Origin of the sequence: Microvirga tunisiensis, assembly GCF_009296175.1 — a bacterium.
GTDB classification, from domain to species: Bacteria; Pseudomonadota; Alphaproteobacteria; order Rhizobiales; family Beijerinckiaceae; genus Microvirga; species Microvirga tunisiensis.
In genome coordinates this window covers 1-11,471 of sequence record NZ_VOSK01000209.1, presented here as the reverse complement: position 1 = coordinate 11,471, position 11,471 = coordinate 1, and the positions used below count along the sequence as shown (strand labels likewise).

9 protein-coding genes are annotated in these 11,471 nt (G+C 59.6%); 2 read left to right on the top strand and 7 right to left on the bottom strand.

All coding sequences use genetic code 11. The annotated features are described in order from the left end of the window. The first annotated feature begins 1,210 nt into the window (after positions 1–1,210). Together FS320_RS30025 and FS320_RS30020 are read left to right on the top strand one after the other, a co-directional pair. Positions 1,211–2,719 carry an ATPase domain-containing protein gene (locus FS320_RS30025; RefSeq protein ID WP_152715924.1) on the top strand — a complete coding sequence of 503 codons (1,509 nt, stop codon included), beginning with the start codon at positions 1,211–1,213 and terminating at the stop codon, positions 2,717–2,719. Next, the gene (locus FS320_RS30020; RefSeq protein ID WP_152715922.1) at positions 2,709–3,758 is read left to right on the top strand and encodes a sensor histidine kinase; all 1,050 of its coding nucleotides are present in this window, start codon (positions 2,709–2,711) and stop codon (positions 3,756–3,758) included. The genes FS320_RS30025 and FS320_RS30020 overlap by 11 nt, the downstream gene beginning before the upstream one ends. A gap of 67 nt (positions 3,759–3,825) precedes the next feature. Here FS320_RS30020 and FS320_RS50940 read toward each other — a convergent pair whose 3' ends face one another. The 7 genes from FS320_RS50940 to FS320_RS29985 form a co-directional block, all read right to left on the bottom strand. Further along, complete coding sequence (locus FS320_RS50940; RefSeq protein WP_420846792.1) at positions 3,826–4,023, bottom strand: DUF6894 family protein; 198 nt, start codon at positions 4,021–4,023, stop codon at positions 3,826–3,828. A 2-nt stretch (positions 4,024–4,025) separates the two neighbouring features. After that, positions 4,026–4,205: a helix-turn-helix domain-containing protein gene (locus tag FS320_RS30015; RefSeq protein WP_152715920.1), complete on the bottom strand. Its 180-nt coding sequence runs from the start codon at positions 4,203–4,205 to the stop codon at positions 4,026–4,028. Positions 4,206–4,225: 20 nt separating this feature from the next. Then, the gene (locus tag FS320_RS30010) at positions 4,226–4,651 is read right to left on the bottom strand and encodes a cyclic nucleotide-binding domain-containing protein (RefSeq protein WP_152715918.1); all 426 of its coding nucleotides are present in this window, start codon (positions 4,649–4,651) and stop codon (positions 4,226–4,228) included. Positions 4,652–5,136: 485 nt separating this feature from the next. Continuing rightward, positions 5,137–5,619, bottom strand: coding sequence for a Ros/MucR family transcriptional regulator (locus tag FS320_RS30005; protein WP_152715917.1), 483 nt, complete (start codon positions 5,617–5,619; stop codon positions 5,137–5,139). 701 nt (positions 5,620–6,320) lie between these two features. Next, complete coding sequence (locus FS320_RS29995; protein ID WP_152715913.1) at positions 6,321–6,647, bottom strand: hypothetical protein; 327 nt, start codon at positions 6,645–6,647, stop codon at positions 6,321–6,323. 104 nt (positions 6,648–6,751) lie between these two features. Beyond that, on the bottom strand, positions 6,752–6,940 hold the full coding sequence (locus FS320_RS29990) for a hypothetical protein (protein WP_152715911.1): 189 nt from the start codon (positions 6,938–6,940) through the stop codon (positions 6,752–6,754). 447 nt (positions 6,941–7,387) lie between these two features. Next, complete coding sequence (locus tag FS320_RS29985) at positions 7,388–10,600, bottom strand: bifunctional diguanylate cyclase/phosphodiesterase (protein ID WP_152715909.1); 3,213 nt, start codon at positions 10,598–10,600, stop codon at positions 7,388–7,390. Positions 10,601–11,471: the final 871 nt, after the last annotated feature.

Here is an 11,471-nt window from a genome sequence, read left to right as displayed (position 1 = left end):
CGCCCGAGCCCCGGTTCATGAGACGAAGCTGGTAGGCCTGGCCGTGATGCAGGCGCACGTTCTGTGGCGTGAACGCAAAGTCCGACAGGATGATGTTGACCGGCTTAGCCTGGGCTCCGTCCGGGGGGCGCGTCGCGGCCGACGCACTCCCGCAGAGACCGATGACCAGGGCCGTAAACCAGTGAGGTTCTCATGGGCGCCTCCCATCAGCAGCACCGGCTTATCGTAGCATCCTTGCGGGTTCATTCCGATGTTGGCCCGCACACGGCCACCAGTTCTTCGGGACGACTTAGCCGTTGGCGTGGACCTCCCGCCTTGTCATTCGCAGTCTCGTCCGCAACGACATGATGGACCGGACCGGTCATGGCATGGCTCAAGCCCAAGAACGCACCAAAAGAGTTGAGATCTGCCTTTGATCTGACGATCGCCTCGACCTTGGTCGCGGCGTATCGACGTCCACGACGTCTACGGATTATTTACCTTACCCGTAGCATGGTGCGGGCACCGGGCGCGTAGCGTATCAGCCCGATCCAACGCGGGGCGAATGTTATCAATGATTGCCGTAACTTAGTCGAAGTGGGAAACCGGCTAAGCCAACCAATTTTGGTCCTCTTTCGTCTCCAGGTTTCCCACTCCTGCCCAGCTATGCGCAGCCCACAGCAGGCTCTGCTGGCCCAACCGCTCGAACCCGAGCCCAACAAATTTGTTCTCTAATTGTTCTGGACTTCGCTGCTTTGTTACGGACATGGTCGAGCGGCTCTCTGATTTCCCATGGGTGATCGTCCGGATCGATTGCCCCATCTGCCCTCATCGCAAGGGTCAGTACCGGCTCGCTCGCTTGGCTGAGAAGTACGGGGCCGACATCCCGCTATGCGACCTTCTCGCCAGGATTGCTCTCGACTGCCCGAGGGAGTCCCTCCCGTGGGAGCGACCTCCAAACCAGTCTGATTCCAGGTGCAAGGCCCGGTTCACCGACCTGGAGGCGACCAGCCGCCCTCCCCGGACCTCCCGCCGATGTTGCGGAAGCTCACAGTCATTCAAGGTGGGAAGAGTTAAGGGAAGCCATAACCTCGAATCGCTGTGGATCAGTCAGTTGCCACAGAGTTGCGCAGCAAAAGGCATATGCCGCAGGAACCAAGCTCCTCAAGGGTACTTTCTTCCAATCGCCGTCCCCTATATTGGCTCCAGCCCCTTCTCCCTCGGATACCCAATGACGCCTGAACAACCTCTCGACGCCACCCCGCTTCCCTCCGGGGTGCCGGGGCTCGACCCCATTCTGAACGGCGGCTATGCCTCCAACCGCGCCCACCTGATCGAAGGCCGCCCCGGCTGCGGCAAGACCACCCTTGGCTTGCAATTCCTTCTCGACGGCGTGGCTGCGGGCGAGCGCTGCCTCTACATCACCCTGTCCGAGAGCAAGCGCGAACTCCTGAATGTCGCCGAGCGGCACGGCTGGTCACTGGATGGCATCGACATCTATGAGCTTGTCCCGCCCGAACTGAGCCTCGATCCCAAGCAACTCCAGACCCTGGTCCATTCCTCCGATCTTGAACTTGGCGAGACTGTCCGGATGGCCCTGGAGGAGATCGAGCGGGTCAAACCCTCTCGGGTGGTGTTCGACAGCCTCTCTGAAATCCGCCTCCTCTCCCAAGGCTCGCTGCGATATCGACGGCAGGTGCTGGCCCTCAAGAGCTTCTTTCTGCTGAACAACGCCACGGTGCTGATGCTCGATGATCTCACCTCCGAGCAGGACGACCTCAATCTGCATAGCATCAGCCATGCGGTCATTCGCCTGGAGCAACTCGCGCCCGTGTATGGAGCCGAGAAGCGCCGGATACGCGTCATCAAAATGCGCGGCACGGACTTCCGGGGCGGCTACCATGACATGGTGATCCGGCGCGGCGGCGTCCATGTGTTTCCCCGCCTCATTGCCGCCGAGCACCATCGGGAGTTTGACTCAGAGGCCGCCACGAGCGGCGTTGCGGAACTCGATGCGCTCCTCGGCGACGGTTTGCACCGAGGCACCAGCACGCTCATCGTTGGCCCTTCAGGGGTCGGCAAGTCGTCCCTCGCGCTGGCCTACGTCCAGGCGGCCCTCAACCGAGGCGAGACCTCCCTCATCATCAGCTTTGACGAGACGAAGCGCATCTTCCTGAAGCGGGCGACGAGCATCGGGATGGACGTGGCCCCGCATGTGGAGACAGGAACCCTGCAAATCGAGCAGGTTGATCCGGCAGACCTGTCGCCTGGGGAGTTCTCCTCTCTTGTGCGGGAAAGCGTCGAGGCCGCAGGGGCGCGGGTGGTCGTGATCGACAGCCTGACCGGCTATCTCAATGCCATGCCCGAGGAGGAGTTCGTCGCCCTCCAGATGCACGAACTCCTTACCTATCTGAACCAGCAGGGCGTGGTCACAATCCTGATCCTGGCTCAGCATGGCATGGTCGGTCAGATGGCAACCCCCATCGACATGACCTATCTCAGCGACGCCGTGGTGCTCATGCGGTTCTTCGAGGCCCAAGGGCGGATTAGACGCGCCATCTCGGTGATCAAAAAGCGGACCGGTTCGCATGAGGACACGATTCGTGAGTACCGGATCGACAGCGCAGGCGTGCGGGTCGGCGAGCCTCTGAAGAACTTCCGTGGGGTTCTCACAGGCGTACCTACCTATGAAGGTGCGGAAGCATCCCTTCTCAAGGACCGGGACGGCCATGCAGCTTAGTCGCGGGTCGGTTCTGATCTTGGCACCGGTCGGGCGGGATGCCGATGTGGCTGCCGCAATCCTGAGAGAAGTCGGCATCGGCTCCACCCAATGTGCCGATCTGGACAGAGTTGTGGTGAGTCTGGATGATGCGGATTGTGCCATTCTGACTGAGGAGGCCCTGCTTTCCTCTAACCGGAAGGCGCTTGCTAGCTGGATTTCCCAGCAGCCCCCTTGGTCGGACTTTCCCTTCATCCTTCTAACGCAGCGCGGGCTCACGCCTGATCCGCGTCTGCGCAAGCTGTTGGCGAACGTCACGGTTCTGGAGCGGCCCTTTCATCCCGACGTGCTGGCCGATGCCGTTGGCTCGGCTCTTCGGGCGAGAAAGCGCCAACGCGAGGTGCAGGCGCATCTGGAGGAGCGTCAACGAACGCATGAGCGGCAGACCCTTCTCATCCGTGAACTTCACCACCGGGTGAAGAACACCCTTGCCACAGTTCAGGCGCTGGTTGGTGCAACGGCCCGCTCCGCAAAGTCGGTCGATGAGTTCTACCATTCGTTTGTGGCCCGGATCGTCGCGCTGGCGAACACCCATACGATGCTGACCGAGGATTACTGGCAGACCGCATCTCTGGGCGAAATACTCACGGCGGAACTGGGACCTTATAAATCCGAAGCTGAAGACCGCGTCATCCTCGATGGGCCTGTTGTTCAAATGCAGGCTGATCTCGCGGTGCCGCTTGGCATGGCGATCCATGAACTCTCGACGAACGCGGCAAAGTATGGCTCGCTGTCGGTGCCTGAAGGCAAGCTTCAGGTCCGGTGGGATGTTCTGGAGCAGGAGGGTGCTCGCAAGCTGCTCCTGGACTGGACGGAAATGGGCGGACCACCGGTCGAAGAGCCAAGTCGTCGTGGGTTTGGGTCCACCCTGATCCGCAGGATACTCACGACGCAGTGCCATGCTGACATTCAATACGAGTTCGAGCCGTGTGGTGTTCACTTCCGCCTCGAAGCGCCGCTCACGCAGGAGCGGCTGGTGCCTCAGTACGATAGTCCGTGAAGGCATCGGCTCGGCCACGTGAACTCAATATCGGCCTTGTTGTCCGCGAACGGCAGGATCAGCACGGTTACGCCGTTCTCATCGGTGATGACGAACGCATCCTTCTGCCACTCGCGATCTCGCCATAGATATGCGGCAGCCGTATCATGTCCTGCACAGTGTCAAGGCCAAGCTTCTGCACCGCGTCCACACCGGGCAACTCGTCACCTTCACGGTCGGGGATGAGCACTCCGTCCCGTCTGACGTTGAAGAAGTAGCGATGCATCGCTACACCTGATCGATCAGGCGCGCATACTTGGCCTCGGCTATGCCGTAGGCATCATTTGCCAAGTCTTCCAGCTTCTCGCGATTGGGCACGGTGATGCGTCCCCGCTCGGCCCGGATCATCCGGGCTTCTTCGAGCACATGGGTGGCCGTCGTCACCCCGGTGCGGCGCACACCAAGCATGGCCGAGAGGAAGTCGTGCGTTAGGAGAGTTCAAAGCCATCTGTGCGATCATGGGTCATCAGCACCCAGCGGGCCAGCCGCGCCTCCAAGTTCATGCTCGTATTGGCATAGGCTGTCTGACTGGTCTGGGTTATCAGATAGTACAGGTAGCGTCCGAGCAGGCCATTGAGCGATGGGCTTTGCCGTACGGCTCCTCGCAAAGCATCGACGCCGATGCGTAGAACCTGTCCACTGGCTCGACACGTCATGGCGTGCGGGCTGCGCTCTGCCCCAAAGGCAGCCGCCACACTGCTCATGCCCTCCCGGCGAGCCATGCCAACTTCAATCCGGTCATGGGGCATCTGCGCCAGGAGCGAGAGAATGCCCGCCTCGAAAGAGTGAGCGTTCTGGATCGGCTCCCTGGTTGCTGCGTTCTTCTGCCGATCCCATAGGGACGTGGGTACCAAGGCCCCGCACTCGTCGGCGTACTTTCTTTTCAGCCATGCTGAAACTATGGGCCAACCGCGCCCTTAGCCCTTGGATGGGCCGTTCGAGATGGGCTTTGCCGATCATTCGGACAGTCAATCGAGAGATGGAGGACACCATGTGCCACTATCGCGGATCGTATGTGTCCGAGGACGGAGCAAAGGCTGAGGCTGACCGCCAGAGGGAGCTTCAGGTCAAACGCACCGAGGCTGTCGATAAGCTGAGACACGATGCTGATGGAGCGGCGCAGAAGGCGGCGTCCACACCAGCAAAAGAGCCTGTCCCGGCAAAGTAGTCCTTGGCCCTGCGCCAAGCCATCTGGAGCATGTTCAACATCTGCCCCGTGGGCTTGGTCACGGCGTAGGGATCGGACAAGCCTCGAAAGAAAAACCCGGTACTGGGTGGTACCGGGTTCGCGGGAATTTGGCTGAGCGGCGATGGCTGATCCGCCTAGTGGCGGAATGAGCTAGGCTGCCTTTTTCGTGCGACGGCTCTTCGCAGGAACAGTATCATTGGCCGCAACTTCCACCGGAGCCTTGCCCTTCTTGCGCTGCTGGCCGAGCCCCATCGTCTTAGCAAGCTCAGACCGAGCCTTCGCGTAGTTCGGCGCAACCATCGGGTAATCGGCTGGTAGGTTCCACTTGGCGCGGTACTGCTCGGGCGTCATGTCATAGGTCGTCCGCAGATGGCGCTTCAGCGATTTGAACTTTTTTCCGTCTTCCAAGCAGATGATGTAATCCGGAGTGACGGACTTCCGCACCGAAATGGCTGGCACCAACTCAGCCTTCGGCTCCTCCTGCTGCCCCTGTGTGGTCTTCGTCAAAGCGGCATAGACGGAGTTGAGCAGCGACGGCAGGTCGGCAGCTTGTACGGAGTTGTTGCTGACATAGGCCGAGACGATATCAGCACAAAGTTCGATATAGTTCGGAGAGGTTGCGCTCTCGCTCATGGTTCTCTTGCCCTCGGCTGCACGGGAATTGGTTTGGGAAGGTATATAGAACAAGTTGATGTCCAAACAGGATCAGCAGGAACGACCCATACAGCACACAGATGCCTGTGATCTTGGCCTCACCTATGCCTCTTGCTTAACTTTGGCAAGGACATTCTTCCGAAATCACTGTTGGTCATTACCTCTGTGCCGCCAAATTGCAGGATCAGGGACTGATTACCTCAGGACCCCTTTTGAGCCAGGGAGCGCTAAGCTGAAACGCCTTGGTGCCGCAGCCGTTAAGTCGGCAACAGATCGCAGTCCGCGATTGGCCCGTGTGGAGAAACAGTCATGCGTGTCGAGATGAAATACGCTGTTCTTGCAACCGCCTTCCTGCTCCCGTCCATTGCCATCGCAGACCCAGGAGGGGCCGCAGCCGGTGCCGCCGCAGGCGGTGCGGCGGGCGCAGTTGTGGGAGGTCCGGTCGGGGCTGCTGTGGGCGCTGGTGTGGGTGGCGCGACGGGTGCTCGACAACAACGAAACAAACTTCCGACGCAACAGGCACCACGACCAAACAGCAAACCAACTGCTGAAGACATTCCCGGCAGGCGGTGCAAGCTCCTGCACCGCCTGCTCACTGGTGGTCGGCTCCACCTTGGTTGAACCTGTAACACTCCCTGACCTGATCGGAGACATAAGGAACAGGATTGATTCCTCGTCTTTCAGTGCTGGGTCTGATCAGACGACTCGTCAGCCAGTCTTTTGATCTCGAAGACCGCAGCGACGAGGAAGGCGGAAAAGACAAGGAACATTGTGATGGTCGCGAGTGTCCCTTCCTGCACGCTGGGGTTCATCCCAACGAGCGGGATCATCGAAATAAGTGGGATGCCAAGTGTGATCGCCGCAAGAAGGTAGATCGGATTGGCTGGCTCTTTAGACGGGCGTGCCTTGTGAGCCTGACGCACCGGGGTCTTCTGTGCCACAGCTTTGATCTTGGTTGAGGCATCCAGCAGACCCGGAGCAGACACGTCCATCGCTTGCTGCGTCATGGTGATCCTCCCGTGATTTGTGCTTCACAGAAGTGTGTCGGGCAACCTCAAGCTTCGCAAGTCGATCAGTGAACCAGAGTCGAAGCAAAGGGGGTATTTTCTTCTCAGGCTTCGGCGGTTTTAGCCTCCGCCACCGTCCACAACCCCAGGACTACATCTGGATCGGTGATCCGCAGAAGCTCTTTCAGAGTCATGCCTGCTGAGAGGCCATACCGAAGCATCTTCTCGCGGTCGGCCTCGAAGGTATCCTGGTCGGCCCATTCGGGGCGAGCATCAATCAGAGCGTTCATCATGCGCCAGATTCTGTGAGAATGCGATGGGCCGAACACTACCGCTCTTCCTGTCTTCCATTACTCAGCCGATGGATGCCAGAGAAAACCGAATGGACTGTAAAGCGAGAAATGCCCTCGAAAGTCCCTCCGGTCGGAGCGACCTTCGAACCAGGATGATCCCAGGTGCAGGTGCAAGGCCGATTCACGGACCTGGAGGTGGCCAGCCGCCTTCCCCTGGAACTTCGACCTATGGTGCGAAGGCTGACTGCCACGGAGAGTAGGAAGGGCTGAGCGTCAAGGTTCCAGTCAATTGTTGGACCACCCTCCCCAAGTCCCTTGGGCGGTCGCCCTCTGTATCTGCTTCGAACCGAAAGCCTTTGTGGCAAACTGGGCGGGCCGGAACTCCATAGGCGGAGCATGGGCAGACGTGAAACTCCAACCCTCGCACCATAGGAAGCTAGGACCAATCTAGCTAGGAGTGTCTACAAGACGGATGTTCCCAGGATGATGCGTCCCAATCATCCGCTTAGAGAGAAATGCCGGTACGTCCGCAGCATTCATCGGTTTCGCATAGAGGTATCCTTGGGCATTCTGACACCCTAACGTGCGAAGCCGTTGCGCCTGCCCCTCCGTCTCCACCCCCTCGGCTGTGACCTGAAGGTTCAGGCTTCTTCCAAGACCGACAACGGCAGCGACAATCGCCTCATCTCCAGCATCTTGCTCAAGGTTCATGATGAAGCTGCGATCAATTTTGACATGATCGACCGGAAATTGCTTGAGATGAGTGAGAGACGCATAGCCCGTCCCGAAGTCATCGAGAGCAATGAGAACACCTTGCTGATGAAGCTGCTCTAAGATTGCGGCTGCCACCTCAGAGCGCCTGCCGAGCAGCACAGTCTCAGTAACTTCAACCTCGAAGTTCTTGAGCGGAATGTCCTTCTCAGCGAGAAGACGCAGAATGTAATCTGCAAGATCGGGCTGCATGAACTCAGCCGCTGATAGATTGACGGCAACCCGTCCAGGATTGAGCCCAGCATCGAGCCATGCGCGCATGTCTGAGGCTACTCTCGCCATCAGGTGACGCCCCACTTCCATGGCAGGTTCAGGCTCGTTGAAGATTGCACCGAAGGAGGCAGGCGTCAGAATGACTTTGCTCGGATGCTGCCACCGCGCAAGAGCCTCAAAGCCGATGACCTTTCCCGTCGAGAGGCACACCTTGGGCTGATAGAACGGGATGATGTGACCTCTGGACAGCGCCTCACGCACATCGTGCGCGAGAGAAAGCCGCTGCTCGACCGCTGTTCGCAGTTCAGTGGTATAGATCACGGCGCAATTGCGCCCCTGAGCCTTGGCGCGATAGAGGGCGATATCCGCATCCTTCAGCAAATCCTTGGCGGTGGAGCCATGATCCGGGAAGGCGGCGATGCCGATGCTGGCCTTGCTGGCAAAGGTTCGGCCCTCGTAAATAAAAGGCTCGCGGAGCTTCTCGATGATCTCCTGAGCCCGCTCAGATGCACGCTCCACAGTTGGTAGCTGCGTGAACACAATCGCGAACTCGTCTCCGCCGAATCGCGCAACCGTATCACAACTCCTGACACTGCTCTGGAGGCACGCGGCTGTCCTCTTTAGCAGAGCATCGCCCGCATCATGGCCGAGGGCGTCATTCACGTCCTTGAAGTGGTCCAGGTCGATGAGCAGAAGACTGACGCGACCGCAATTCTTTGCGGCCTCGTTAAGAGCTTGGTCGAGCCTTTGCTGAAAGAGAGCGCGGTTCGGCAAGCCCGTGAGCGCATCGTGATTGGCGACCCGCCAAAGCTCCGCCTCCGCCATTTTTCGGTCAGTGATGTCGAAGGTTACTCCCACGATCCGGTCAGGTCCTGCCTGCTCTCCACGCGATCCCAGCCAGATCGTCTTGCCATCTGAGAGCCGGTAACGGAACTCCATCGTCTCGACGCCGCCCGCGCTGATCCGGTCAACGAATTGGCTGCGCGAGAAGCGGTCGTCGGGATGGACCCTTTCAAGGAACTCTGAAAGCGGGCCAGACCCGACGCCCAGCAAGGTTAGTGCGTGCGGAGAGCGCATAACATAGTTCGTGGCAAGGTTCTGCTCCCAGGCAAACATTCTCCCGGCATACAGGGCAAGCCCGAGCCGCTCCTCACTGGTGCGAAGAGCATCTTCTGCCTGCTTGTGTTGGGTCACGTCCTGGATTGTTCCGATCCTACGGACAGGCTGCCCATTGTCATCGGTGAGCGTTCGACCACTGATCGTGACCCACCTCTCCTCGCCGGTATCGGCACGGAGGATGCGGTATGTGTCACTATAACCCCGCTCGCTGGTTGACGAGGCACCATATTCCCGTTGCCCCACGCGGCCACGATCATCCGGATGGACACAGTTCATGAAGGTATCAGGCTTGATCGGGGCGTCGGCAGCAACACCGACGATGGCTCTCGTTTCAGGTGTCCACTCACGCTCACCCGTGACGAGATCAACGTCCCAGATACCGAGCCCTGTCGTTTCAATCGCCAGCCGCAGCCGCTGCTCACTGGCTTGCAGCCTCTCCTCCGCCAGCCTGCGGGCGTGGATATCCGAAATACTGCCAACCCACTCCAGGATTGTGCCATCAGAATTCTTGCGCGGAACGGCACTGGCCTGCACCCAGCGGTACTCGCCATTGGGGTTCCGAACCCGAAACTCGCCTTGGTAAAAGCCCGCTGACGACAGTGCCCGTTGCCACAGGGAGATGACGCGGCCCTGATCATCAGGATGGACAACATTGAGCCATCCGAGATCGGCATACTCACGCTCGGTTTGCCCACACAGTTTGGTCCAGCCGTGACTGCGCGTGATCATTCCGCTCGGTGCGGCGAACCAGACAACCACCGCGCTGGCCTCAAGCAGCGCACGATAGCGCTCCTCACTCTCGCGCAGGGCTAGAGCTTCACGCTCTGCCAGAGCGGCGAAACGACGGTCGAACAGCGCCGCAACCAGGGCCAGGAACAGGATCGAAAAGGTCGTTGCCGCGACAGCGATGGCCAAGCTGGTCTGGCTGAGGCTTGCAAGCCCGTGAGCCTCGTCCATGGGCGAGTGTGCCGTAAGGATTGCCCCCTTCATAGCCGCGTAGTGCATTCCGGCGATGGCGAGGCCCATAACAGGAGCCGCCAGAAGCCTTTGGGCGAGGCCCACTTTCCGAAAGGCGAGCCAGAGCGCAGTCGTAGATGCCCCGATGGCAATCAGAACCGATGCGGCAACCCACAGCGTCTCATGGCTGAGATCAGCCGCCATGCGCATCGCCGCCATGCCGGTGTAGTGCATCCCGACAATGCCTGCCCCCATGGCGAGGCCACTGCGGATCAAGGCTGGGAGACCACTGTCGGTCCACGCCACAAGGTAAAAGCTGAAGCCCGTGGCGAGGATCGGCAGGACAAGGGACACGGCTGTGAGGCTGAGGTCGTAATCGACATGCATCCCAGGAAGGCTGAAGGCGAGCATGGCAACGAAGTGCATCGCCCACACACCGCCGCCCATAGCGAGGGCGGCTGTGGCCAGCCATGCATGTTTGGCCCAGCCGTGTGACGCGTGAACACGACCGGCTAGGTCAAGGGCGGTGTAGGATGCTACCGTTGCGATGAGGACTGAGAGGCCGACCAGCGTACCATCGTGGGTTCCAACGTGTGTCATTCTTGTTCCGGCTTGGCGAGCGGCACCAATACTGGACAGAGGCAATCATGGTGGCAAGCGGCGACCAAACTTTGCCTTAATAGTGCCCGCTTGAGACCTGCTCTGCGGCATCTTAGTCACGGTAGCTGTCGAGATTGTCCTGACATTGGAAGGCGTTCTGCCAATGCATCCAAGGGTCTCAGCGAGCAACGCGGCGGCTCAATGTCCTGTCAAGTCTTTATCTCTGACGTGATCCCTCTAGCTTGACGGTTCACGATTGATTAACGCAGGACAATTGAATGGACGAGTGGCTGCCGATGGAGACCGCGCCAAGGACCGAAGATGATGTCCTGCTCTGGGTGGGACGGGTTGAGATTGGATACTTCAGCAGTGTCTCTGGCCGGTGGCTGTCTCGGGATGAGCGCCACGTACACGAGCGCCCGAAGCGTCTGGAGCCCACGTGCTGGATGCCGCTTCCCACTGCGCCAGCCGCCAAGATGGAAGCCGCTTGAGTTGGCAGTCCTCACAACACGCTGGCCCCTCTGTTCCGGGAGCCGCGAAGAGCTTCGCTGGCACATAGCGTCATGCCCCTGCCGCTGACAGCAGCAACGAAAATGGGCAGCCATGCTGCCCATTTGTGCTTGCCCAATGTTCAGGCGTGAACTATATTTTGCAATGCAGCACGGCGATTGGCGTTGCCGTCCTGCTCGCCCTTCTTGGGCGTTTCCTCCCTAAACTTCGGGCCGCATTGTTGCGGCCCTTTTTCGTGTGCCGAGCATGTTCGACAGCTTGGAGGTGCAAGTCCTCTACCCAGCCTGATGGCGGCGAAGGGTTAGCAAAGCGCAAGGGCGCCACCGCGAGGTGGGGTCTGAAGGAAGCGTGGAGCAAAACC

Excerpts from the sequence above, each read along its gene's own strand:
- FS320_RS30025 (WP_152715924.1), top strand. The coding sequence starts at position 1,211 with ATGACGCCTGAACAACCTCTCGACGCCACCCCGCTTCCCTCCGGGGTG.
- FS320_RS50940 (WP_420846792.1), bottom strand. The coding sequence starts at position 4,023 with ATGCATCGCTACTTCTTCAACGTCAGACGGGACGGAGTGCTCATCCCC.
- FS320_RS30015 (WP_152715920.1), bottom strand. The coding sequence starts at position 4,205 with ATGCTTGGTGTGCGCCGCACCGGGGTGACGACGGCCACCCATGTGCTC.
- FS320_RS29985 (WP_152715909.1), bottom strand. The coding sequence starts at position 10,600 with ATGACACACGTTGGAACCCACGATGGTACGCTGGTCGGCCTCTCAGTC.
- FS320_RS30005 (WP_152715917.1), bottom strand. The coding sequence starts at position 5,619 with ATGAGCGAGAGCGCAACCTCTCCGAACTATATCGAACTTTGTGCTGAT.
- FS320_RS29990 (WP_152715911.1), bottom strand. The coding sequence starts at position 6,940 with ATGATGAACGCTCTGATTGATGCTCGCCCCGAATGGGCCGACCAGGAT.
- FS320_RS29995 (WP_152715913.1), bottom strand. The coding sequence starts at position 6,647 with ATGACGCAGCAAGCGATGGACGTGTCTGCTCCGGGTCTGCTGGATGCC.
- FS320_RS30020 (WP_152715922.1), top strand. The coding sequence starts at position 2,709 with ATGCAGCTTAGTCGCGGGTCGGTTCTGATCTTGGCACCGGTCGGGCGG.